This is a genomic window from Cedecea neteri, from assembly GCF_000758325.1.
Lineage (GTDB): Bacteria > Pseudomonadota > Gammaproteobacteria > Enterobacterales > Enterobacteriaceae > Cedecea > Cedecea neteri_B.
The window spans coordinates 3,413,455-3,437,763 of sequence record NZ_CP009459.1 but is presented as its reverse complement, the minus strand read 5'-3'; the positions used below and the strand labels follow the sequence as shown (position 1 = coordinate 3,437,763).

The 24,309-nt window shown below is 51.2% G+C and carries 23 protein-coding genes and 1 pseudogene; 10 read left to right on the top strand and 14 right to left on the bottom strand.

Annotation, left to right across the window (positions count from 1 at the left end):
• Positions 1-15: 15 nt before the first annotated feature.
• The 5 genes from LH86_RS16110 (at position 16) to LH86_RS16090 (ending at position 3,532) form a co-directional block, all read left to right on the top strand.
• Positions 16-861: a BtpA/SgcQ family protein gene (locus LH86_RS16110; RefSeq protein ID WP_039303351.1), complete on the top strand. Its 846-nt coding sequence runs from the start codon at positions 16-18 to the stop codon at positions 859-861.
• A complete protein-coding gene (locus tag LH86_RS16105) occupies positions 861-1,505 on the top strand; it encodes a TenA family protein (RefSeq protein ID WP_039303348.1) in 645 nt (214 codons plus the stop codon). Before LH86_RS16110 ends, LH86_RS16105 begins: the two co-directional genes overlap by 1 nt.
• Before the next feature lie 353 nt (positions 1,506-1,858).
• Positions 1,859-2,392: a hypothetical protein gene (locus tag LH86_RS16100; protein WP_039303345.1), complete on the top strand. Its 534-nt coding sequence runs from the start codon at positions 1,859-1,861 to the stop codon at positions 2,390-2,392.
• A 127-nt stretch (positions 2,393-2,519) separates the two neighbouring features.
• Complete coding sequence (locus tag LH86_RS16095) at positions 2,520-2,861, top strand: DUF4282 domain-containing protein (protein WP_081943023.1); 342 nt, start codon at positions 2,520-2,522, stop codon at positions 2,859-2,861.
• A gap of 290 nt (positions 2,862-3,151) precedes the next feature.
• A complete protein-coding gene (locus tag LH86_RS16090) occupies positions 3,152-3,532 on the top strand; it encodes a hypothetical protein (protein WP_231562698.1) in 381 nt (126 codons plus the stop codon).
• 50 nt (positions 3,533-3,582) lie between these two features.
• Here the strand turns inward: LH86_RS16090 and LH86_RS16085 are convergent, their stop codons facing one another.
• From LH86_RS16085 to LH86_RS16075, 3 genes and pseudogenes are all read right to left on the bottom strand, one after another.
• Positions 3,583-4,548 carry an acyltransferase gene (locus tag LH86_RS16085; RefSeq protein ID WP_039303342.1) on the bottom strand — a complete coding sequence of 322 codons (966 nt, stop codon included), beginning with the start codon at positions 4,546-4,548 and terminating at the stop codon, positions 3,583-3,585.
• Positions 4,545-7,608: pseudogene (locus tag LH86_RS16080) on the bottom strand (efflux RND transporter permease subunit). The gene LH86_RS16085 and the pseudogene LH86_RS16080 overlap by 4 nt, the downstream one beginning before the upstream one ends.
• Positions 7,608-8,693 (bottom strand): efflux RND transporter periplasmic adaptor subunit, encoded by a 1,086-nt coding sequence (locus LH86_RS16075; protein ID WP_071842841.1) that lies wholly within the window; start codon positions 8,691-8,693, stop codon positions 7,608-7,610. The pseudogene LH86_RS16080 and the gene LH86_RS16075 overlap by 1 nt, the downstream one beginning before the upstream one ends.
• 473 nt (positions 8,694-9,166) lie before the next feature.
• On the opposite strand from LH86_RS16075, the gene LH86_RS16065 reads away from it, so the two are divergent.
• The 3 genes from LH86_RS16065 (at position 9,167) to LH86_RS22725 (ending at position 12,993) form a co-directional block, all read left to right on the top strand.
• Positions 9,167-9,598, top strand: a complete 432-nt coding sequence (locus tag LH86_RS16065; protein WP_039303335.1) for a universal stress protein — start codon at positions 9,167-9,169, stop codon at positions 9,596-9,598.
• Between the two features lie 47 nt (positions 9,599-9,645).
• Positions 9,646-12,339, top strand: coding sequence for a cation-transporting P-type ATPase (locus tag LH86_RS16060; RefSeq protein ID WP_039303332.1), 2,694 nt, complete (start codon positions 9,646-9,648; stop codon positions 12,337-12,339).
• Between the two features lie 108 nt (positions 12,340-12,447).
• Positions 12,448-12,993, top strand: coding sequence for a hypothetical protein (locus LH86_RS22725; protein ID WP_071842840.1), 546 nt, complete (start codon positions 12,448-12,450; stop codon positions 12,991-12,993).
• On the opposite strand, the gene LH86_RS22615 is transcribed toward LH86_RS22725, so the two are convergent.
• The 5 genes from LH86_RS22615 to LH86_RS16030 form a co-directional block, all read right to left on the bottom strand.
• Positions 12,921-13,604: a hypothetical protein gene (locus tag LH86_RS22615; protein ID WP_052045601.1), complete on the bottom strand. Its 684-nt coding sequence runs from the start codon at positions 13,602-13,604 to the stop codon at positions 12,921-12,923. The two genes, LH86_RS22725 and LH86_RS22615, sit on opposite strands and share 73 nt — an antisense overlap.
• A gap of 181 nt (positions 13,605-13,785) precedes the next feature.
• On the bottom strand, positions 13,786-13,980 hold the full coding sequence (locus tag LH86_RS16045; RefSeq protein ID WP_039303328.1) for a hypothetical protein: 195 nt from the start codon (positions 13,978-13,980) through the stop codon (positions 13,786-13,788).
• 314 nt (positions 13,981-14,294) lie between these two features.
• On the bottom strand, positions 14,295-14,609 hold the full coding sequence (locus tag LH86_RS16040) for a hypothetical protein (protein WP_039306274.1): 315 nt from the start codon (positions 14,607-14,609) through the stop codon (positions 14,295-14,297).
• Positions 14,610-15,157: 548 nt separating this feature from the next.
• Positions 15,158-15,982 (bottom strand): methionine ABC transporter substrate-binding lipoprotein MetQ, encoded by an 825-nt coding sequence (gene metQ, locus LH86_RS16035; RefSeq protein ID WP_039303324.1) that lies wholly within the window; start codon positions 15,980-15,982, stop codon positions 15,158-15,160.
• Positions 15,983-16,156: 174 nt separating this feature from the next.
• Positions 16,157-16,879, bottom strand: coding sequence for a CDP-diacylglycerol diphosphatase (locus LH86_RS16030; protein WP_052045599.1), 723 nt, complete (start codon positions 16,877-16,879; stop codon positions 16,157-16,159).
• 443 nt (positions 16,880-17,322) lie between these two features.
• On the opposite strand from LH86_RS16030, the gene LH86_RS16025 reads away from it, so the two are divergent.
• A complete protein-coding gene (locus LH86_RS16025) occupies positions 17,323-17,595 on the top strand; it encodes a hypothetical protein (RefSeq protein WP_039303319.1) in 273 nt (90 codons plus the stop codon).
• Between the two features lie 69 nt (positions 17,596-17,664).
• Here the strand turns inward: LH86_RS16025 and LH86_RS16020 are convergent, their stop codons facing one another.
• From LH86_RS16020 to leuC, 4 genes are read right to left on the bottom strand one after another with little or no spacing between them, the layout of a single operon-like run.
• Positions 17,665-18,594: a LysR substrate-binding domain-containing protein gene (locus LH86_RS16020; protein WP_039303316.1), complete on the bottom strand. Its 930-nt coding sequence runs from the start codon at positions 18,592-18,594 to the stop codon at positions 17,665-17,667.
• Positions 18,595-18,613: 19 nt separating this feature from the next.
• Positions 18,614-19,537 carry an alpha/beta fold hydrolase gene (locus LH86_RS16015; RefSeq protein WP_052045598.1) on the bottom strand — a complete coding sequence of 308 codons (924 nt, stop codon included), beginning with the start codon at positions 19,535-19,537 and terminating at the stop codon, positions 18,614-18,616.
• 6 nt (positions 19,538-19,543) lie between these two features.
• Entirely contained in the window at positions 19,544-20,158 is a 615-nt protein-coding gene (gene leuD, locus LH86_RS16010) for a 3-isopropylmalate dehydratase small subunit (RefSeq protein WP_039303313.1), read from the bottom strand.
• Entirely contained in the window at positions 20,159-21,583 is a 1,425-nt protein-coding gene (gene leuC, locus LH86_RS16005) for a 3-isopropylmalate dehydratase large subunit (protein ID WP_039303311.1), read from the bottom strand.
• Between the two features lie 303 nt (positions 21,584-21,886).
• Here leuC and LH86_RS16000 point away from each other — a divergent pair, with 303 nt between their 5' ends.
• Positions 21,887-23,212, top strand: a complete 1,326-nt coding sequence (locus LH86_RS16000) for a glycoside hydrolase family 10 protein (protein ID WP_156107071.1) — start codon at positions 21,887-21,889, stop codon at positions 23,210-23,212.
• 50 nt (positions 23,213-23,262) lie between these two features.
• Here LH86_RS16000 and LH86_RS15995 read toward each other — a convergent pair whose 3' ends face one another.
• Both LH86_RS15995 and LH86_RS15990 read right to left on the bottom strand, forming a co-directional pair.
• On the bottom strand, positions 23,263-23,823 hold the full coding sequence (locus LH86_RS15995; protein WP_039306268.1) for an RNA polymerase sigma factor: 561 nt from the start codon (positions 23,821-23,823) through the stop codon (positions 23,263-23,265).
• Positions 23,824-23,828: 5 nt separating this feature from the next.
• Entirely contained in the window at positions 23,829-24,293 is a 465-nt protein-coding gene (locus LH86_RS15990; protein ID WP_039303305.1) for a hypothetical protein, read from the bottom strand.
• Between the last annotated feature and the right edge of the window lie 16 nt (positions 24,294-24,309).

Genomic DNA, 24,309 nt, shown 5'->3' with positions numbered 1-24,309 from the left:
AATAGGATGGATAAGATGGTTTCTATCTCAGCAGAAAAAACGAACGCAATACAAGCTATTTTTTCACGTCGTAAAGCTGTTATTGGTGTTATTCATTGTGACCCATTCCCTGGCTCGCCTAAATATCGAGGAAAATCAATTTCAGGTATTGTTGAGCGTGCGCTTCGCGATGCTGAAAATTATATTTCAGGCGGCGTTCATGGTCTTATTATCGAAAACCACGGAGATATTCCTTTTTCCAAACCTGAAGATATCGGGCATGAAACCTCCGCGCTGATGGCGGTGATTACCGAGAAAGTACGAGAGCGCTTTGCTGTGCCGCTGGGTATTAACGTCCTGGCTAACGCGGCGATCCCGGCGATGGCTGTCGCGCTGGCGGGCGGGGCCGATTTCGTCCGCGTAAACCAGTGGGCCAACGCCTATATTGCCAACGAAGGATTTATTGAAGGGGCGGCCGCTAAGGCTCTGCGCTATCGCAGTATGCTGCGCGCCGAGCATATTCGCGTTTTCGCCGACAGCCACGTCAAGCACGGGAGTCATGCCATCGTGGCCGATCGTTCGATTCAGGAACTGACGCGCGACGTCGATTTCTTCGAGGCTGATGCGGTGATCGCCACTGGCCAGCGCACAGGGGATAGCGCCACGATGGAGGAAATTGATGAGATCCGCGCTGCCACGGAGCTACCGCTGTTGGTAGGTTCAGGGGTGACGCCGGGCAATGTACGCCAGATCCTTGGCCGAACGCAGGGAGTCATAGTGGCCAGTACGATGAAGATCGATGGCGTCTGGTGGAATGATGTTGAGCTGGCCAGGGTTAAGCATTTTATGTCGGTCGCCCAGGCCGCGCTCGAGGAGGAATAATGGAAGCCTTTAGCGAGCGTCTGCTGCGCGAGCATCAGACGGTGTGGCAGGCGATGCAGAAGCACCGTTTTGTGGTTGATATCGAAGAGGATCGTCTGCCATCTGACGTCTTCAACCGTTATCTCGTATTTGAAGGCAACTTTGTCGCGACGGCAATCGCAATCTTTGCCCTCGGAGTCAGCAAAGCGCCGGATATTCATCAGCAGCGCTGGCTGATTGGCGTGCTGAACGCCCTGGTTGACACCCAGATCGCATGGTTTGAACAGGTGTTATCAGCGCGGCGGATCGATCCCGCTGAGTACCCGGACGATTTACCCGGTGTGCGGCGTTTTCGCGACGGTATGCTGTTGACCGCCCAGCAGGGCAGCTATGAGCAGATCGTGACAATGATGTTCGGTGCGGAATGGATGTATTACTTCTGGTGTCAGCGAGTGAGCGAACATCGCCAGAGCGATGCGGATATCCGGCGCTGGGTGGAGATGCACGCGGAGGATGAATTCTATCAGCAGGCGCTTTGGCTAAAGAACGAACTCGATCGCTGCGCTATGACGCTGAGTGAAAAAGAAAAGCAGGCGTTGTCGGCGCTTTATGGCGACGTCCTGCAGTGGGAAATTGATTTCCATCACGCAGCGTACGAGGAGTAGCTGCGAGGTGAATAACAGCGTGTGCCCGTAATTGGTTCGTTTGGCAGGGTGACGATCAAATACAGTTTTTAAATGAGTGACTGGAGCGGGTCATCATATTGCTGAGCGGCAGTATGATGACCCGATGTTGAATAGAGCCGGCACCCAGTCAGTACCTGGCGGGACACCGAACGTAAGAACAGAGGGGATCGACGGAAGAGTCCCTCCGAAAACTAGTAGTTGTGGCAATAACCTGTTGATTTACATAACGCAAAGAGTATTGTACTGACGCCCCAGTAGGGACGAATACGCTCCCTCATATTGACTGAAACTATTCTCATTTTTTTGAAACAGTGGGATCAGGATATAAAATAATGAATTTGAGTCTCAAGAAAAGCGTTATTATCGTTATCGCCGCTTGCTCACTTACGGCCTGTGCCACCATAGATAAATCAAAAATGTATGCCGGAAGCGATGCATCTACAATATATCTGTATGACGATAACACTGACGTAAAAGCGCTTGTCACCTATATTCGTAACGATAAAGACAAGTGCTATGAAAAAGTAAATGACGAGGAACTGACCATCATTAGATGGTTTTGGAAGAGTGAAACCCTTGGTCTGAATAAATTCACGATAAAACCGGGGAAACCCTATGCCTTACGAACCGTCAGCACTGATATCTCGGGGACGACACATATACAATCTGTGGCATTTATCCCAGAAGCCAACAAAAGCTATTACTTTCACTATAGCAGTGTACTTGAGATCGCCAATAATGCGGATGCAGAGTATTTGAACAAGTTTCATACCAAGAGGATCGAGGAAGAATTCAGTATGCCTCGGGCTAAAGGCTGGCCTATTAACAATAATACCTGTCGTAATTTCCTGACCGGCAGTCTGTAGTGAAGGACGGTCAAGCCGTACAAGGATAGGCCGCTGAAGCTATAATAACACTCGGGGTACTGGTACAATATGAGAGCATTTACCGGGAAATATTGTAGAGTCAACAGGAGCAAGGTAGGGAATTGATATGAGTCAAAACGGATTTAAGAATTTCGCAACGTTTGAATCATTAATTACACCAAAAATAATCACTGTGGTGTACTGGTTAACAACAATTTTATTAATTATTGGTAGTGTTGTTGGATGGGTCCAGGGTAGCGGCGGGATAACTATTGGATTTGCATTATCTTTGATTTTGGTTCGAGTGCTTTTTGAGTTGATTATGGTGTCATTCAAAAATAACGAATATCTACGCAAAATTTGCGAAGCAGTATCTAAAGATAAAGGCGAGCCTGATGAGCCTGTTAAAGAATGGAAAGACATTAGAGAGGGCGAGTCAGCGGATTCGCTCTGGAAAAAACAGCCCTAAGTTGCCAGCGGTCACGGCGTACCAATAGCCGCCCCAAGGTGTAAAAATCCCCTCATTGAAGGGGATTTTTTTTGGGTTTTACATGGCTGAGGGCATGGATGCGGCGCTAAGTGCGCCGCGTGACGAATACGCAGCTAAAAGAACGGGTAACGCAGGGCAAGATTGAAGCTGGTTATAAAACATCCGCGGCTCACTAATTTAACTTATGTTGAGCGAGAATTCAGTTCATCAATTCATCAACTTGGTTTGCGCCTTTAAAGCTATCGACATAGCAAGCAGGGAGTGAAGTAATGACCGAATTTCTCGGAAAACTGTTCGACAGTGTTTATGCGGAGAAGGATTTCAGCATTAATGTCGCCATATTTGTCGCCGGACTCGCCGGGATGAGCTGCTATCTGGTCCTTCATGACTCTGTCCTGACGCTGTTTGCATTTATTATTTCGTTTCCGATCGTCAAGATTATTGCCGGAGGATGGCATCAGCGTCTTATGGCCCGGAAAGGAAAGGCCACTGCAGAGCAGCAGTTGGCCGCTCTTTGTGATTCTCTGACGGACAGTGAAAAAGATGTGGTGCAGCACTTTGTGGCACACGGCGGCGCCGTCATGACATGGGGGCAGATGAACCGGCTTGATGATCCGCAAACCGGCGTGGAGTCCCTGTTTCCAAAATAATCCTTTCCAAACCCGCTCCTTATATCAACGGTGATATGTTCTTTATCCTTTCAAAGTGTAATGACCTTTTTTGCCACTGTATTAGAGAGAACCAGCATGGAGAACATAACTGAGGTGACGAAAGTGAGCACAATCAACAGCAGCTTCATGCCGAGAGACGTTACTGGTATCAGCACCGTCAGCAGATGAAACACCGAATAGTGCATAATATATACGCCAGTCATCGTTTTGCTGATGCTGGCCAGAATGGACTCCTTAAATTCGGCATTGCGGCGAAAGCGAACTCCGTTCGCCGCAATCACCAGCGCGATGATCAAAATGTAGATTTGCGAGCCGGTGAGAATAAAGGCGTTTCTGTCAGCCTTGAAGAGGGCAAAAAAGAAGTGGCGCTCGTAAAACCATGTGAAGAGATAAATAAATGGAATGGCGACCGCTGCTGCCTTGACAACATTCCTGCGGCTTATCCACTCGGCGATTTTTGGATCGCAGAAAAGCTGCCCTGTCAGGTAAAACAGTAACCACGTCCACAGGCGATACTGCGGAGAAAGCGAAAGAATATGGGGGGCTGGGTAGAGCGCTGCAAGCAAATCATATCCGTAGGAGAAGAGCAGCAGGCCGGCAATTACGCTGCAGAACAGCGCCCGCCGCTTGCTGAGCCACTCCACTGCCGGATGGAAGGTGTAAATCACAACAAAAGCGAATACAAACCATGGTTGGATCAAATATCCACGCTGATAAGGCTCCCACAGATAATAGATAGTGACCCAGAACAGGAAAACGATCACCAGACTTTTAATTTTATCCAGTTGCCAGCGAGTGTCGTGCCGGGATTGTCCGTCCAGATAGCCTGCAACCACAAAAAACAGAGGTGTGGCAATCGTCGAAATAAAGGTTAAAAAACCGAGGATCCAGTGATAGTCATAATCATAATGATCCCAGGTATTATAGATGGTGTAGAAGGTGACTGCCGTCATACAGCCCAGCGTCTTGATAATGTTCAGCCCTGTCGCATTCATTGTTGTCTGGTTTCGTCCTTACGATGAAAAGACGCATAAATCACGGGGAGTACCAATAGTGTCAGGATCGTGGCAAATCCAAGTCCAAACATAATGACAACGGCCATACTCTGGAAGAAAACATCCAGTAACAGCGGCGCCAGTCCAAGTACCGTAGTAAATGCGGTGAGCAGGATAGGGCGCAGGCGCGAAGTGGCGGCATAAATGATCGCACTGTGCTGGTCCTTTTGCATTTTCTGCTGTTCGATCTCTTCCACCAATACGATACCATTGCGAATCAACATTCCACTCAGGCTGAGCAGGCCAATCAGCGCCATAAAGCCAAAGGGGATGTCGGTAATCAAGAATCCTGGCGTGACGCCAATCAACGCCAGCGGTACGGTCAGCCAGATAGCTACGGCGTTTTTTACTGAGCTGAACATAAGAACCGTTATCACAAACATCACCAGATATCCCAGAGGCAGCGTAGTGAACAGCCCTTGCTGAGCTTCGCTGGAGTTCTCCGCGTCACCTCCCCACTCAATGCTGTAGCCCTGTGGCAAGGTGAGGGCATCAATTTGAGGTTTCACGCGGGCGAGAATATCGCCAGAGGTTTGCTGACTCAGCGGATCCGGGTCGCTCTGAACCGTTAGTACCCGAGAGCGGTCGCGGCGAAGAATGAGCGGATCTTCCCACTCCAGTGAGAAACTGCTGACGACATTACTCAGGGGAATATACTGCTGCCGTGTCTGGCTCCATACCAGCACGTTGTTCAGGTGATTGGCATCCAGCCGTTCGCTCTCCGGGGGACGCACCACCACTGGCAGGAGGTCACTGCCTTCACGATACAATCCCACCCGACTGCCGGAGAAATTCATCTCCAGGGCGTTATCAACATCCTGTTTATCAACGCCAAGCTCACGGCCCAGTGCGGCAATGAATTGCGGGCGGATCACTTTGCTACGGTTTTGCCAGTCGTTCCTGACGCTGCCCGTGGCCGGGTCGCGCGCGAGGATGTCGTCTACCTGGCTGGCAATCAAACGCAGCCGGTCTGGATCGGGCCCTTTAATTCGTACTTCAATGGCACTGTCACCAGAGGGGCCAAACATCACCCGTGTTGTGCTGGCGTTTACCTGGGGATAGTTTCGCGAGATGTACTCATCTACGTGTCGGGTTAAGGCGGATATGTTGCGCTGGTCATCCATTCTCACCATGATCTGCGCATAGTTGCTGTACTGCCGCTGCCCACTGTAGGTCAAAATAAACCTCATGCTCCCCTGACCAATGGTTGAGACGGTGGTTTCCACGCCAGGCTGGTCGTTAATCGTCGTTTCGATATCGCTGGTCATTTTCTCGGTCCACTTGATATTGGTGCCGTAGGGCAACCAGAGGTCGACAAAGAAAATCGGTGTATTGGACGACGGGAAAAAGTTTTGTCGTACGGCGCTGAAACCCCAAATAGACGCTGCCAGCAGTGCAGCCATCACCATGAGTGTCGTCGTTTTATTGTGCAACAATGCATTAAGCAGTTGCTGATAGAGGCGATAGAGACGTTTGTCGTAAGGATCTGACTTGTCTGTTTTTTCAGGTGAATCGTGTTTTTTGAACAACCACCATTTAATCAGCACCGGCGTGATGGTGAGCGCGGAGAACCAGCTCAGCATCAGTGAAATCAGCAGTACCTGGAATAGCGATTTACAGTACTCCCCGGTGGAATCCTGCGACAGCCCGATCGGCGCAAACGCCAGAATGGCGATTACCGTCGCCCCCAGCAGCGGCAGGGCAGAACGACGGATGATGTAGTTGACGGCGGTCAGCAGCGGTGAGCCTTGCTGTCGGGCAATGAGTACTCCTTCAACAATCACGATGGCATTATCTACCAGCATACTAAGGGCGATAATCAGCGCTCCGAGCGAGATGCGCTGCAGTTCAATCCCCCATAGATACATGATCAACAATGTACCCAGCACGTTAAGCGCCAGGGAGAAGGCAATGATGATCCCGCTCCGTACACCCATAAAGATCAGCAGCACGCCGATCACAATCGCCAGCGCCATCAGGAAGTTAATGATAAAACCGTTAACAGAGTGCCCCACTTCGGCGGCCTGATCGTAAAACGTGTCTATGTGTATACCTGCCGGTTTCTCCGCCGACATATGGTTTAGCTTCGCCTCCAGCGCATGGCCCACGTCGATAACGTTCACGCCGGGAATAAATGAGACGCCCATGGTGACGGCTTTTCTGCCGTTAGCATGGTAGATACTGGCTGGCGATTCGTTAAGCCCGCGCGACAGCGTGGCGATATCCCTCAGCCGCGTAGCCGCCCCGGTGCCAGAAGGCGTGATGACGAGATCCGCCAGTTTCGTCAAGGTTTTCGAACTCACCGGAGGGGTGCAGGCGAATAGATTCGGTGCCGGAAGTCATTTCTCCGGCGCTGGAAACGACGTTAAGCCGGCTGAGCTGAGTGGAAAGCGTATTCAGTGTAATACCGCGCGCGGCCATCTTGACCAGAGAGATATCAATATTGATCTGCTGGCCGATGGCCCCACCGATGGCGACCTTAGCGACTCCGGGTACAAGAATCAATTCGCGACGCAACTGCTCGGCGTAGCGAACGAGTTCGGGGTTACTGAATTCATCACCGGAAATCGAGAAGAAAAAGCCGAATACATCACCGAAATCGTCATTCACAAAAGGGGGAACGACGCCCGGCGGGAATTGACGCGAGGCATCCCCCACGCGACGGCGTAGTTCATCCCAGATCTGCGGCAGTTCGTTCGAGTGATAGCGTGAGGCAATGTTAACGGTGATTTGTGACAGGCCATTTGAAGAGATGGAGTTGACATTGTCCAGATAAGGCAACTGCTGAAGGGCATTCTCTAATGGCAGGGTGACCTCTTCTTCTACCTGCTGAGCAGATGCGCCGGGATAGTGTGTTATCACCACTGCCGTTTTAATGGTAAAGGCGGGATCTTCCAGTCTGCCGATATTCAAAAGTGCAAAAATACCCCCGATCCCGAGCAGCAGAATTGTTAGCCAGACGCGAATAGGGTTATTGATAAATTGACGAGAGATATCCATCACAGCCCCCGTTCACGCGTCCAGATGCGCACCGGCTGGTTAGCATGTAGCTCCCCAACGCCTGCGGCCACCACGCGTTCACCGACTTTAAGCCCACTGGTGATTATCACGCCGTCGGTGCTCACTTGCCCCACGCTGACCTTGCGGTCTTCAAGGTGGAGCGCGTCGCCTTCACCCGTGACGACCCAGACATGCGGCTCATTGCGCGGACTATTATTCGGATTAAAGACCGCCTCAATCGGTATGACCACCCCATGTGCGCCAGTGCCAGCAGGGAGGTTGGTTAAATTAATCGTCACCGTACCGCTTATGCCACCGACGGCGGGAAAATCATCTGGCCGCGGCATGGTAAGTATCACCTGCCAGGTCAGGGTATTGTTGTCGCTGCTGCCCGAGTGCTCCTTATAGACAGCGGTAAATTCCCGATTCGGGATAGCGTTAATTCTGACCACGGGGCGATACTGCGCGTTACGGATATCAAACGTTTTGAACAGGTTCTCAGGAATACTAAACACCACGTCCAACTGGTCGGTTCGGGTCAAGGTTGCAATGGGCTGACCGGCAGACACCACCTGGTGGTTTCGTACATGAACGCTGGCTGCCGTCCCGCTGAAGGGGGCGACAAGCGTCATCTGATTCAGCTCTTCACGGGCAATTTGTAGTGCCGCATTCGCCGAATCTCGATTCGCACGCTGAACATCCATTTCTGCTTTCGAGATAGCCTGGCGTCCCGCCAGCGTCTGGAAGCGCGCGAATTGCCGCTGGGCCAATGTTGCCGCAGTTTGCCTATCGTTAACCCGCTGCTCGGCTTCTCGGGCGTTCAATCTGGCAAGCTGTTGCCCCTGCTTGATGGCTGCGCCCTGGCGAATATCGAGCGCGTCAATTTGACCTGCGCGCTTGAAGGAAAGGTCTGTGGCATCACCCGATTCAATGCGGGCGGGAAAAACGCGCTGCTGGGCGTGACCGGGGACAGTAACCTCCGCCACTTTTACCATTCGCGGCAGGGAGAGGGCTTGTTCAGATTTCGGGTCGCACGCCGTAAGCGTTAACATAACGAACGGTAAAAGAGAGATGTAGCGGTTCACTGTATTCCCCTAATAAATAGCCTTTTTATTTATTTCGCAACAGAAAATGGGGTGAAGCTATTCTGCCAGAACAGTGACAACTATATAGGTAAATAAACCAATTGCAGTGCTACCAATAACAGCAAAAGCAATAAACATACCAAGTCGGATTAGGTTTACACCATACATAAATTCCTCCATAAGCCGGACGCCGGCGACAGGAATAGTAATATCAAGCGTGTCGTGTGACAGACTATGAGCATAGTCGCTGAATAAATAAATGTTAAATAACAATTATCAGGAACCTGTTGCACAATGACAAAAGGTTAGCGACATCACCGCGCAGCTTCTTAATAACATCCTGATATTCCTGTGCTACGTTTAATAGCACCCGTCTTTTCTTTCCGTGACAGGAATTAAATCGCAAACCTGATTTTTATGCGGTCTCTCCTGACTCACTCATTCTCGTTTAGGTTATGAAAAGGATACACGTTATGTATAAAAACATTCTGGTTCCGGTAGATGTATACGAGACCGGCCTGGCTGACAAGGCGTTGCAGCACGCAAAGTTTTTGGCGCAAAGTGCTTCGGGTGAGATTCATTTGCTGCATGTCATGCCAACATTTTCAACTGAACTGACACGTGGTTTTATTTCAGATGCGCGAAAGATGGATGAATATATGATTAATAATTCGAAAGAAAAATTGTCTGCCCTGATCAAAAAATTGAATCAGCCTGAAGGGCATGTTCATCTTCATGTACGTAGCGGGAATGTCCGCGATGAAGTTATTAAGCTGGCGGATGAAATTGCTGCCGGTGCGATTATTGTTGGCTCACGAAATCCAAATATTCAAACCCATTTGTTAGGGTCTGAGGCGGCAAGTATTGTTCGTTACGCACATGTTCCTGTTTTCGTTATTCGTTAATGACATGAAAGCAAGGTGATTTCTGAAAAGATCCTGAGGAATGAACGATGAAAACAGGAAAACCTGAACGTCCGTATTATCAACAAACTGTTGACGAAACCCTGTCGGGTATCGACTCTACCCCGGAGGGACTGAGCGGTATTGAGGCGTCAGCCCGTCTCCAGCAATACGGTGAGAATGCGTTACCACAAAAAAAGGGCAAGCCTGCCTGGCTTCGCTTCCTGGCCCATTTTAATGATGTGTTGATTTACGTTCTGCTGGTAGCCGCCCTGCTTAAGCTCTTCATGGGCCATTGGGTTGATATGTTTGTGATCCTCGGCGTGGCCATCATCAACGCCCTGATTGGCCATATTCAGGAAAGCAACGCTGAAAAATCGCTGCAAAGTATTCGCAATATGCTCTCCAGCGAAGTTGTGGTAGTTCGACAGGGTAATCATGAAACCATCCCCACCACGGCACTGGTCCCTGGCGACATTGTGGTGATTCGTGCCGGGGATCGTATTCCCGCGGACCTGCGTGTGATAGAAGCGCATAACCTTCGCGTGGAGGAGGCCATCCTGACCGGTGAATCCACCGTGGTTGAGAAAAACAGCGACGCGTTAAGCGGAGAACTGCCTTTAGGCGATCGATATAACCTGCTCTATTCAGGTACTACAGTCAGCTCCGGCGGTGGGAAAGGTGTGGTGGTCGCGACCGGTGGAGAGACCGAGCTTGGCCATATCAATCAGATGATGTCTGATATCGAAAAACACCGTACACCCCTGATGGTGCAGATGGATAAGCTCGGTAAAACTATCTTCATCACTATCCTGGTGATGATGCTGGCCCTGTTTGTCTTCAGTATCCTGTTCAGAGATATGCCGGTTTCAGAGCTGGTATTGTCACTTATCAGCCTCGCTGTTGCAGCGGTACCGGAAGGGTTGCCGGCCATTATTTCCATCATTCTTTCGCTTGGCGTACAGGCCATGGCTCGTCGCAAGGCCATCATTCGTAAGCTGCCCACGGTTGAAACGCTAGGGGCGATGACGGTCATCTGCTCGGATAAAACTGGCACCCTGACCATGAATGAAATGACGGTCAAAGCGGTGATTACCGCTGACACGATCTATCGCGTGGAGGGAGACAGCTACGAGCCAGTGGGGAATATTCATCCCATAGACGACCCGACGCCCGTCAGCATTACGCAGGGTTCTCTGCTGGAACGCTATCTGCGCACCATTGACCTCTGTAATGACAGTCAACTGATCAAAGACGAGCAGGGGTTGTGGAAAATTACTGGGGGACCAACCGAGGGTGCGCTGAAGGTGCTGGCGGCGAAAACTCCGCTTCCGCCGCTCGATACCCAAATGCGCAGTAAAATTCCGTTTGATTCGCAGTATAAATACATGTCCACGCTTTATCGTCTTGGTGATGAAGAGGTTATTTTGATTACCGGCGCACCGGACGTCCTGTTCCGCCTCTGCCAGTTCCAGCAGACGAATGACGGGCTGCAGCCGTTCGCGCAGTCTTACTGGGAAGGTAAGATTGAAGAGTACGCCCGCGAAGGGTTGCGCATGGTGGCTGCGGCCTGGAAACCGGCTGGCGAAGGGCAACGAGAGCTGGATCATTCGGATCTGAGTGATGGGGTGATCCTGCTTGGCATTGCCGGCATGATGGATCCGCCGCGTCCGGAAGCCATCACCGCCATTGCCGACTGCCTCCAGGCGGGGATCCGCGTGAAAATGATCACCGGCGACCATCCGCAAACGGCGATGAGTATAGGGCAAATGTTAGGTATTGGTAATGCTGCAAGTGCCATAACTGGCCGCGAACTTGAGGCGATGGACGATCGTCAGCTTAGTGATGCCGCACAGCAATACGATATTTTTGCACGAACCAGTCCGGAGGATAAGTTCCGCCTTGTTCAGGCATTACAAAGCAAGCTGGAAGTCGTAGGAATGACCGGGGATGGCGTGAACGATGCCCCGGCGCTCAAGCGGGCCGATGTGGGTATTGCTATGGGGATTAAGGGGACTGAAGTCACCAAAGAAGCCGCCGACATGGTTTTAACGGACGACAACTTTTCCACTATTGCCAGCGCGGTACACGAGGGGCGTCGGGTTTACGATAACCTGAAAAAGACTATTCTGTTCGTGATCCCCAGCAACATTGCCCAGGCTTTGCTGATTATAATCGCGCTACTGGCAGGAAACCTGATTCCGTTGACGCCGGTACTGATTCTGTGGATGAACATGGCGACGTCGGCAACGCTGTCATTTGGTCTGGCGTTTGAAGCGGGTGAGAAGGGCATTATGAACCGTCCACCGCGTAAGGCGGATCTGCATGTGATGGACGGCTATGCCATCTGGCGAGTGGTGTTTGTCGGCCTGATGATTGCCATTAGCGCCTTTGTGCTGGAGGCCTGGTTGCAGCCGCGTGGTTACTCGGCGGAATTTATCCGCACCGTGCTGTTGCAAACGCTGGTGACCGCCCAATGGTTTTACATGCTCAACTGCCGCGTTAATGACGGCTTCTCACTGAGCAAAGGGCTGCTGGCAAATAAAGGGATTTGGATTGTGAGTGGCGTACTGTTGGCACTGCAGCTTCTCATCATTTACGCACCGTTCATGCAGATGTTGTTTGGCACCGAAGCGCTACCGTTCCGTTACTGGGTTATAACTTTCAGCATTGGATTCGTAATGTTTCTAATTGTTGAATTAGAAAAAGTTTTAACAAAAAGATGGCGGAATAAACAACCCTGAAATAGGCTTATAGTTCAGCAAGTGGATGTGGAAACATTGCATCCACTTGCTGTCGAAAAGATGGCTTAAATTTAAAATTCTAAAGCTTAACTTCATAAGAGCTTAATCATGAACTCGAAATATGAAAATAGAACCAAATCAGGGTTGTATTGTTTTTTATATGCGTGCGTAGTATTTGTCTTATCTTTCTCTTGTCAAGCAGAAGAGGTGAGTCTTTATTCCATAAATACAGGATCTTATGTGTATCATCTCACCCATAACCATGGGCAGTATACAGAGCACTTTGATAACAAATTTTTCTCGGTGGAAAGAAAATTTTCAGAACAGTCAGAGTATAGTTTCATTCTTGGAACGATGAATAATAGCTTTAATGATAGATGCCTGGCGGCTGGCGTTAGAAAAGATTGGGTGAATCTTAGCGATGGATTGGTTTTTAAAGGAATATATGGGTATGTAGGCGAATTTTTCTTTGACACTTTTAGTGATTGTGGGGATCACGGTTCTTATCATGATTTTAAGAAAGTTACTGGCATTGGTTTTTCACCATATATTTACCATGGATTACAGTATAATTTCACATCCTACTTTGGGGTAGATGTCGGCATCATAATACCCTCAGTTTTTGTTATTTCCGCACAGTGGAGTTTTAAATAAGGCTCAACGAAAAACCTCTCTTCAAATGGTCTGGAAGGGGATTTCCCTGCATCTGCAATTTTTCCACTGCTTGACCCATCTCCTTGTGGCTTACCATAAATCTCCGGGTGTTGATCCATAAACTTACCGATTTGCGCCCATGAATCAGTTGTGCCTCCATCCACTTTTCCGCCCCCGTTAAAGGATAAACCTCCAGTATCCGCTGTCACATTATCAAGTGCCTGAAGACCCATGTTATTGGCTAACTGACTTCCCATGGTATTTCCAAGCTGATTATAACTGCTGGAAGCGTTATTTCCGCTGATCGATGCAGGGAGTTGTGCGAACGTCCCCGGCATGGCTGGTGCTTGTAAGCCGTTGCATAAACCACCGTGAAAGGCATTCATAGAATCGCCTGTCGCAGACTGAGGACTAAATGGCGAGATTTGGCCGTTGATGCCCATCTGTTGCATAACTTGCGGAAACGTAGATGACTGCGTGGATTCGGAACGTAAAGACAAGCGATCAATGAGAAAGAGAAGTGGAAACAGAAGCGGTAAGTTAGTAGTGGTATCAACCAATGTCCAAATCCGCCGGTTTGGAGCAACACTCAACTGTTCGAGTATATACATCTGAGACATCCTCAGAGAAGTTCGTGGATATGAAGAAAATAGCTCTTAAACATAATGCCAGCTAACGAAAGATTAAGGGGAGTCTTAACCCTATGATTTTATGCGAACCATCTTGGTTCATGAAGTAAGTTAACAATCAACATGATTTAACATAATATACATTATGCGCACCTAAATGTGATTACACAGGATCTGGCGTTTTGTGGGCATCGTTGACCTGGTTGCTGATGGCCTTTGAAAGCTCTTTCTCCAGCGCTGATACCATCACGCTGGCCATCTGATAGTTGGACTTGCCACCGCGACTGTTTTTCCAGGCATCTCGTTCGCGGCGTGCTCGTTCCAGATCGTACTCAATTTTTTCAATCGCTCGTGTCATCTGTCTTCCTCACATTTGCGCATGCGCAAAATCACTTAAACTCGATTTTGTGGCAGAACTTTCGCGACGCCGATTTTGAATAGCGTGATTTCAGCGCCGGTTGATAACTAAGCTGGCCCCGGACAACCGATACGACCTGTTCATCGTAGGCTTGATGAAGCCGACGTTTCGCATCAGCTGGGATTCTGGTTCATCATTCTGCTTATTATCAATTTTCATCGTTACCTCCGAGGTCTGGCCCATTTGCGCATGCGCAAAATCCAGTGAGTATCAGCAGTAACTCGCCTACTTTGAACAGTGCATATTTACAAAAGTTAGGCCGATTGTTCAAAGTAACGCGCCAGAGCTGTATAAATCAGTCGATTTAACGGTTGTTGATCGTCTGAGGCCTGCTGTTTCGCTCGTTTGATCGTATCCGGATGAAACCAGATCCCTCGGTAATCTGAGCCTTTCGGACTGGAGAAGTACCGAATGTGTACATGTCCTGCTTTTCGTTGGTTCAGATACCACTCAATAATTTCGCTGGCTATATCGGCCTTTAACTCATCCCGAATGCCTGCCAGATTATTGACCGGCTGGATTAACTCATCTTCGATTTTCAGTCGGATAAATTTCAACTTTGTAGTCATGAATTCCCCATAAGCAATGACGAGAAATTTGCGCATGCGCAAATTACGTTTTTCTTGAGATACCTGCAACGGTATAAACTTTCGAGCCTGATGCAGTAGAATTTAGATAACCTGAAATGCCTTTTAGTGTTCCATAATATCGCGGATCATTCGCCGAAAAACCACGTTGTGAAACCGGCAGTTAAAAACTGAGATGCTTTTTTGACAAAGCTATCTAATTTTTTGCCATACACAGGTGCAGCTTGAGCGTTTCTCCGGGCTTTATTGACCCGATATTGATAATGACCCGGCAAAGTAAGCGACATGACGCTATCAAGGTGGTGATGTTATGTTTAAAAAAGCTTTTTATTGCCTGTTTTTACTCGGTGCTCTCGCCCTTCTCAGCGGCTGCGTTTCCCTTTTCTGAATGGCGGAGATCCCGATGAGAATAGCTTATTCACTGATGGTTATTACCTGCGTATTGTTGCTCAGCGGCTGTTTGTCCGTGGGCACCCATCTTTTCACGAGGTAGATTTTCCCGGATCCCGCCAGGCGGGATCCGGCCTATGTTACCAGCCTTTGACGGCATCGCCGTGGTAAACGGCATCCGCAGCGGCGGCCACTTCATCCGTCTGGTAGGCCTTCACCAAATTCTTCACATTTTCGCTGTCCTTATTATCTTCCCGGGCAACAATAATGTTCACGTACGGCGAATTTTTATCTTCAACAAACAGACCGTTTTTGGCGGGGGTCAGTCCTATCTGACTGGAATAGTTGGTGTTGATGATCGCGAGGTCGATTTTGTCGTCATCAATAGCGCGAGTCAGCTGCGCGGCCTCCACTTCAACAATTTTCAGTTTCTTAGGATTCTCTACAATATCCAGAGATGTTGGCAGCAGACCTACGTTATCTTTCAGTTTTATCAAGCCTTGGGTTTGCAGCAGCAGCAGTGAACGGCCAAGATTTGTGGGGTCATTGGGCACAGCTACCTGAGCGCCGTCCTTCAGTTCAGACACTGATTTAATTTTTCGGGAATAACCGGCAATGGGATAAACAAATGTATTGCCCACCTCGGCTAACTTATAGCCACGTTCTTTAATTTGCTTATCCAGATATGGGCCGTGCTGGAAGGAGTTGGCATCAATATCACCGCTGCTCAAAGCGGAATTGGGTAAGACATAGTCAGTGAAGGTCACCACTTCTACGTCAAGATTGTATTTTTCTTTGGCGACCTTTTTGACGGTATCCCAAAGCGGCTGATCGATGCCTGCGCTGATACCCACCTTAATATGGTTTGCGTCCTGTTTAGGACCACAGCCGGTAAGCAACATGGCTCCAGCCAGTGAAACGGTCAGCAGAGAAAATTTTACGGTATGTTTTATTGCCAGGCGCATAAATAACGTCTTCCTTAAACCAATAACAACAGCAAATTTGAAATTACCCACCATTCGGGTACGGTCGGGAGAGTTTTTCAAACTGTTAGGATCCTGGCAAATAAGAAAAAGACATAACCTATGTGTAAAAAAATCTGATGCTGCTTATCTCGTCAAATTCATCTGAGGCCTTCTTCAAAGGGGCGCTTTGGGTGACAAGATCGCACACTCTTTATCCAGTAGCGCTTCCACCGAGGCCCGATTATTCCGGTCCCAGCCACGTTTAGTGGTCAGTAAGATAAACCCTTTTTGATCGCCGTAAGCGGTTGGAATGACGGCCACACCCCACTCTGCCAGCTGTTCCGGTGATAAATGAAAATAGCTGGCGACGCTGTGAATGGGGTCAATTCCCATCACCGTCGGCTGCATCACCCGCCGCGCGTACCAGGTGTAACGCAGGAGTTTATCGGGCAAGGGTCGCCATTCTTCCGTTATAAAGGGACGTTCTGCCAGCATCTGACGCCTGACGTCTTCCCGCAGGCAGGTCAGGTGAATATGCAGCTGGTTTTGGCTGCGGCCATAAGCCGAGTTAAGCGCCAGGCCAAGCTTATCTTCGGGTATCGGGGCACCATACTGCCAGTCTAAAAGACGGCGCATGAGCCAGGCATAGCCGAAATAGTCCGTGCGCCCTTCCGCTGCCAGCGCCGGGCTTTCGATACCGGTCATCTTCGCCGTGGGAACCAAAATAAAATGATAGGGGTAACGTGGGTTCTGGATAACGCTAAAGCCGTGAGCCTTCCCTTCAGGCATATAGATCTGCTGGCACGGTGCTGGACTGCTCGTTTGCTGATAGTTAGTCATGCACACCTTATCGACCACGCCCCACAGTACATCGGAGCGGGCGCAGCCCACCAGCATAAAGATCCCTGCCAGGAGTAACGCTCGCCTGACGCTGGCAGATACCAGCGCGGCTTTTCCATTTACACGCATCATCTTTGTCCCGCTCTCCACTAGCCTCGAATTGCACCGGCGGGGAATTATAACGTTTGATTGCTATCAAAACAGCTATTATATTTTTTATATTGTGTATTAAATAACATTCGGATTTATTTATTAGCAAGGTCATTAATAAAATAGTAGAGCATTTTAAATGCTGAATGTTTTTTATTTTTGGTTGAGTGCTTTGGTAGTTTAGGAAAGGAAAGTGTTAAATTGTATAATGCCAATATTACTTGCAGAAAAGACATCAGGCAGCCATAGATTAACATGATCAAATGGATTCCAGAAACCAATATAAAATATATGGGGCGGCATCCGAAAAGCCAAACGAGTAGGAAATATTTCACTTTTGAGGTATCACTATGTCGGAACAACAAACGCTGCAGGTTGGCGGCTGGACTGCCTATCATCCGCTGACTGCTCAGGACCGAAAAGTGTTCGAAGAGGCGCTCAACGGGCATCTTGGCGTTGATTACGAGCCGCAAAAGGTTAAAACCCAGGTTGTGGCCGGGACAAACTACCGCTTCCTTTGCGCCGCTTCGGTGCCACCTTCAACGGCCGTGTGGGAAGCTATAGTTGAAATTTATAAGCCATTACAGGGCGCCCCGCATATTACCGGGATTATCAGAATTTAGTGTCTAACTTTCTACACTCAGCCTGAGGACATCAGCCTGTTTAACCTGGCAGGTTGATGTCGAATATATTTACGCCACCGGTGGAAAACGCTGGAAATAATCCACCAGAAAATCAATGCAGACCTTTAACTTCGCAGAGCCGCTGGTGCGATTGGAATAAACCGCCCAAATATTGGCGGCCTGATACCAGTCGGGCAGAATCTGCACCAGCTCGCCGCGGGCGATATAGCGCTGCACTTCCCATTGGGAACGTAAAATAATGCCGTGGCCTTTCAGCGCCCAGCTTAATACCACGCTGCCGTTGTTGGAGGAAAGCTGGCTGCTGACGTGAGTCTGTACGCTTTCCTCGCCGTTGGTTAACGGCCACACACCGAACTGCGCGCTGCGTTCCTGAATAACAAGGCATTTGTGGGCTTTAAGATCGGTTATGTTTTCTGGCGTCCCGTTTTTTGCCAGATAATCCGGGGCGGCGCAGAGTATGCGGTTGTTCGTGGAGAGCTGCCGGGTGATATACAGGTCTTTGATGTCGTCGCCAACGCGAATTTCTATATCGACGCCCTCTTCTATCAAATCCACGACTCTGTCCGTCAGCGTTAGTTTGATATTCAGCGCCGGATAGCGCTCCGCCAGCGCCGAAAGCGCATCCGGCATATACGTTGAGCCAAAACCAAACGAACAGCTCATCTGAATATTGCCTTCGAGCGTATCCCGCCAGGCGGCAAGCCCTGAGACAAAATCGCCCATGCTCTCCAGAACCGAAAGCGCGCCGCTCAGCGCCTTATGGCCGTCGGCCGTTAAGTGAATCGCGCGGGCGCTACGATGGAACAGCCGCATCCCCAGGCTTTTTTCCAGCAGCGCAATGCGTTTACTGACATAAGACGGAGACAGCCCCAGCTCCGCCGCCGCGTTGGCAAAGCTTTCTTTGCGCACCACGGTGACAAAGACATTCAAATCTTCAACAAGCGGCCAGCTGGCGCGGGGAGTTTCATTGGGGCTCATCGGTATGCCATCTTCGAAATCAGGTTAAGAAAGGCATAATAGCGCTCAGCAGCACATCAGGACACTCCTCTTGTGGACTGTGCCCGCAGGGCATAGCTCGCCCACGCACGTCCAGCGCTTTTTCCTGCCAGGTCGCGGGGACATCATACAGCTGGCCCACGGTGCCTTTCTCTCCCCATAACACCAGCAAAGGGCTGGTAACGCGCAGATGCTTGTCGGCTTCATCATCCTCAAGGTCGATGGTGGCCGAGGCGCGGTAATCTTCGCAGATGGCCCGCAGCGTATTCGGATCCTGGTAACAGCGCAGGTACTCGGCAAACACTTCAGGTTCCGTTGCGCCGGGGGTTTTAAGCTGGCCATCAATATGTTTACGCAGGAAAAACGCCGGATCGGCGGCGATCATCTTTTCCGGCATCGGCGAAGGCTGGATCAGGAAGAACCACCAGAAATAGCGAGTGGCAAAGGTTTTGTCTGTCAGCGCATACATAGTTGCCGTGGGCGCGATATCAATAAAAATGCTGCGCTTAACCTGCGCCGGGTAATCCAGCGCCAGGCGATGCCCGACGCGCGCCCCACGATCGTGCCCCATAAAAGCAAAGCCGTCATCAAACCCCAGCCGCTCCACCAGCAGGACAATATCCTTCGCCATTTCTCGCTTGGAATAGCTGCGGTGATCTGCGTCGCTGGCGGGTTTAGCGCTGTCGCCATAGCCGCGGATGTCCGGCATGACGACGGTGAAATGCTCTGCCAGAACCGGAGCAATTTTACGCCAGGTCACGTGGTTCTGCGGGTGGCCATGCAGTAACACCAATGGTTCACCCTGTCCTCCCACGGCGGTTCGCAGGGTAATCCCGTTTTCCAGCGCCACGTCCATAAGCTGAAAACCAGGAATAAAAGGCGACTCGCCCCTGCCGCGAATAAAGTCAGCGTTCTCTTTCATCATTGAATATTAATCCTGAGTCAGTAGCCACGGATGCGCGGCAAAATGGCGCTGTTCGAACTCGCGAATCTCCTGCTGAAACTGCAGCGTGTAGCTGATGGCATCGTGGCCTTCTAACAGCATATGCTTTTTCAGCTCGTCGACCGTGAAGGTAATATCCTTGCCCTCCACGCTTATCAACTGCCGGGCGAGATCGACGGTAATACAGTTCGCTTCTGGCGTGTTTGCCGCCTGCGCCAGCCGCTCTATATCCTCCGCTGGCAGCGTCAGGGTCAGCACGCCGTTACGCTGGCAGTTGTCGTTGAATATCCCGGCGAAGCTGGTACCGATCAGCGCCCGTATGCCAAGCTGACGTAGCCCCCAAACCGCGTGTTCACGGCTGGAGCCGCAGCCAAAGTTAGGGCCGACGATAAGAAACTGCGCGTCCTGCCATGCAGGCTTGTTGAGGATAAACTCAGGATTCGGTGAGCCGTCGGCCAGAAAACGCTGATCGAAGAAAACGCCTCTGTCCAGATTGCTGCGATCGATACCTTTCAGAAACTGTTTCGGCATGATGACGTCGGTATCTATGTTGGCTGCCATCATCGGGGCAGCCACGCCGGTAACACGTTTAAAGGGTTCCATTTACGCCTCCCCCTGCTGTAAATACGGACGGACATCCGTCAGATGACCTGCCACTGCCGCCGCCGCGACCATGGCAGGGCTCATTAAGTGCGTTCTTGCCCCGGCGCCCTGGCGGCCAGCGAAATTACGGTTGGTGCTGGAGGCGCAGCGGTCGCCCGGCTGCAGCACATCTTCGTTCATCGCCAGGCACATGGAGCAGCCTGACTGCCGCCATTCGAACCCGGCATCGATAAAGATTTTGGCTAAGCCTTCTTGCTCAGCTCGGGCGCGAACCTGCGTTGAGCCCGGCACAATAATTCCCCTTACGCCCGGCGCAATTTTTCTGTCTCGCAGCACTTCGGCAACCGCCCTGAGATCTTCAATGCGGCCGTTGGTGCAGGAGCCAATAAACGCATGGGTAATCGGGATCTGGCTCAGCGGCGTGCCGGGCGTGAGGCCCATATATCTCAGCGCATTTTCAATGTCGCGACGTTTGGTCGCATTAGACTCACTGGCAGGATCGGGCACACGTTCCGTGATGCCGCCGCCCTGGTCCGGGCTGGTGCCCCACGTCACGCGCGGCGTTAAACTGGCGCAGTCGAGCACAACTTCTTTATCAAACACCGCGTCAGCATCGCTGTAGAGCGTGCGCCAGTATTTCAGCGCCTGCTCCCACATCTCGCCTTTGGGCACGCGTGGCGCCGGTTTGATATAGGCATAAACCTTTTCATCCGGAGCCATAAAAGCGCCGCGAGCCCCGGCTTCGACCGCCATATTACAAATGGTCATCCGCCCTTCCACGCTAAGCGCATCAATGGCGCTGCCGCAGAACTCGATGGCATAACCAGTTGCGCCGTCGGCGCCAATTTCGGCGATCAGCAGCATGACGATATCTTTTGCCGTCGAGGCAAACGGCAGCTCACCGTTCACCGTCACGCGCAGCGTTTTTAGCTTTTTGTAGGCTAACGTCTGCGTCGCCAGCATATGCTCAATTTCAGAGGTGCCGATGCCAAAACCAAATGCGCCAAACGCACCGTAAGTGGTGGTATGACTATCCCCTGCGGCAATCACCATGCCCGGCAGCACGATCCCCTGTTCATGGGCGACGACGTGTTCAATGCCCTGGCGTGGATCCATCACGTCGAACAGCTCAAGGCCAAAATCACGGCTGTTGGATTCAAAATAGCGAACCTGCAGCTCGCCGCCCGGGTCGGTCATTTCAGGCGTGCGCTCTGGCCGCGTCGGGTTAACGTGATCCACGTTGAGCAGGATACTGTTTGGCTGCCAGACCTTGCGGTTAGCGTCCCGCAGGCCGCTAAATGCCTGCGGGCTGGTGTATTCGTTGAGGATGGAACGGTCGATATACAGCAGGACATTGCCCTGATCGTCCAGAGGGCGGATGACATGGCTATCGATGAGTTTATCGTACAGCGTTTGAGGCTTCATAACGGGTCACCTTGTTGCTCTCACAGCATAAAATAACGGCGTGCTTGCACGCAGATAAAAAATGAACAATTTCTGATGGGATAGTAGCAACCGGGTGATTAGGCTGTCAGTAAAGGCATGATGCACAAGCGTAATAGGATAAAACACGAAATGTGTTCTTTTTATTGTGATGATAAATAAGGATTTTGATCGTAAGCAAGGTTAGTCGGCATCTGCTTTACTTAACGGCGTTAGAGATTGACTTGATGTCGAATAGTATGAAAATGCTTGTTGTCCACCGACTGGCAAAATCTGGAGTACATCATCGCAACTTCACGTCGCTTCCTTACTGCCGTCAGGGTTAAACAACCTTGTGCGGTACTTGCCGCCGCGCTGTTTCTGGCGAGCTGTGCTTCTAAACCGCCGGTTTCTCTCGTCACGCCCTTGCCGGGCACAAAACCGAATGTGACGACCCCTTCACAACATCATGAGCCGATGCGTGGCGTCTGGCTGGCAACGGTTTCCCGCCTGGACTGGCCGCCGGTTTCTTCCGTTAACGGCAGCAGCGCCGCCGTGCGCATCAGCCAGCAGCAGCAGGCGCTAAAAGACAAGCTGGATAAGCTGAAGTCATTGGGCATCAACACGGTGTTTTTCCAGGTGAAACCCGACGCTACTGCCCTGTGGCCTTCGAAGATTTTACCGTGGTCAGATATGCTGACGGGCAAAATTGGCGAAGAACCCGGCTACGATCCGCTGCAGTTTATGCTCGATGAGGCGCATAAACGCGACATGAAGGTACACGCCTGGTTTAACCCCTACCGGGTTTCTACCAACATCACGCCAGGCACAGTTGCCGCCCTGAACCGCACGCTTTCTCTGCAGCCAGCCAGCGTGTTTGTGTTACACCGCGACTGGATAAGAACCTCCGGCGACCGCTTCGTGCTTGACCCTGGCATCCCGGAAGTCCGTGACTGGATAACCAGTATCGTCGCCGAAGTTGTTTCACACTACGCCATCGACGGCGTGCAGTTTGATGATTACTTCTATACCGAATCGCCAGGCTCTACCCTCAACGACAGCCAGACTTACAGAACCTACGGCCAGGGGTACGCGTCCAAAGCCGACTGGCGGCGGCACAATACTGAGCAACTTATCGAGCAAGTCTCACGCACCATCAAGCAGCTTAAGCCCGGCGTTGAGTTTGGCGTGAGTCCGGCGGGTGTCTGGCGCAATATCTCCCACGATCCGGCCGGGTCTGAAACGCGCGGCGCGGCAGCCTATGACGAGTCTTATGCCGACACGCGCCTCTGGGTGCAAAAAGGCTTACTGGACTATATTGCCCCGCAGATCTACTGGCCTTTCTCCCGCAGTGCCGCCCGCTACGACGTACTGGCAAAATGGTGGGCTAACGTTGTGAAGCCGACTAACACGCGTCTTTATATTGGGATTGCGCTGTATAAAGTCGGGGAGCCTTCGAAGAATGAGCCTGACTGGACGGTGAGCGGCGGCGTGCCGGAGCTGAAAAAACAGCTCGATTTGAACGACGCCGTGCCGCAAATCAACGGCACCATTTTGTTCCGGGAAAATTATCTCAACCAGCCCCAGACCCAGCAGGCCGTGAATTATATCAAGGAACGTTGGGGAGAATGATGGGCAAAAAAAACCGGATCGCCCTTCCCTGGGCAGATCCGGGGGCTGTCTTACTGACCAGCCAGGTCGTCATACACATTGCGCAGCCGGGTGCGCAGATACAGAACGGCTTTGTGTTTGCGGGAGAGCAGCGCCTGCACGGTGTCGCCGCTCTCGGCCGCAAGTTCCTTCACGCTGTAGTCTTGCAGCTCGGTTTTGATAAATACCTCACGCTGCGGTGCAGGCAGCTCTGACAGGGCTGTCTCCAGTTCCTCCCAAAGCAGCTGCTTCAGGTACTCGTCCTCTGGCGTTTGCGGAGTACCGAACAGCGTTTCGGCTAACTCATCTTCCGGGTAATCGTCCTCGTCATCACCGCCAAACCAGCTTGCTAATGGCAGCTCGCGTTTTTTCCTCGCCCGGTCGGTCATTTCATTCCGGGCGGCGCGGAACAGCCAGGCGGCGACGTTCTCCACCGGCTGTTCAACCTTCATTAACTGGTAGCTGACTTCCTGCAGGATATCGTCGGCGTCTTCACGCCCGGCGGTTCTCCCACGAATAAACGCTTTCAGTCGGGCACGGCAGCCGGCCAGCGCTGCCATCAGCAGAGATTCCCCCACTATTCCGGCTTTCATCGTCGTCACTCAGCGTCCGGTTTTTTAGCGCTGTTTTCATCTGGCTGGACTGGTTGCACCGGCGGCTGAGGACGTGGATCCATTTTATCATCCCAGCGGGAATGCCAGCCGCAGCGGTCGCGGTGACCAAAGCCAAATTTCTCGCGGCGATGCTGCATAAACTCTTCGCGCTGCTCCGGCGTCATTTGCATCCAGCGTTCGTGCATGCGGCGACGGGCTTTGCCAAACATGCCCGGGCGGAAGCCCAGGCCGCCGAACAGAATGCGGCACAGCGCCAGCAGGCCTAAAGATTGCCAGAAGCCAATTTCTTTCACGCCCAGCAGGCCAGGCAGCACCGCATTCCACAGCGTCATCACGATCAGGCCGAGCGCGACAAACAACACCACACACAGCAAAATCGGTTTCCCAATGCGGTGACCACAGAATCCACGGCGGCGGTGTTCATGTCGGTGCATATCAAAATCTCTCATTATGTTTACCTCAGCA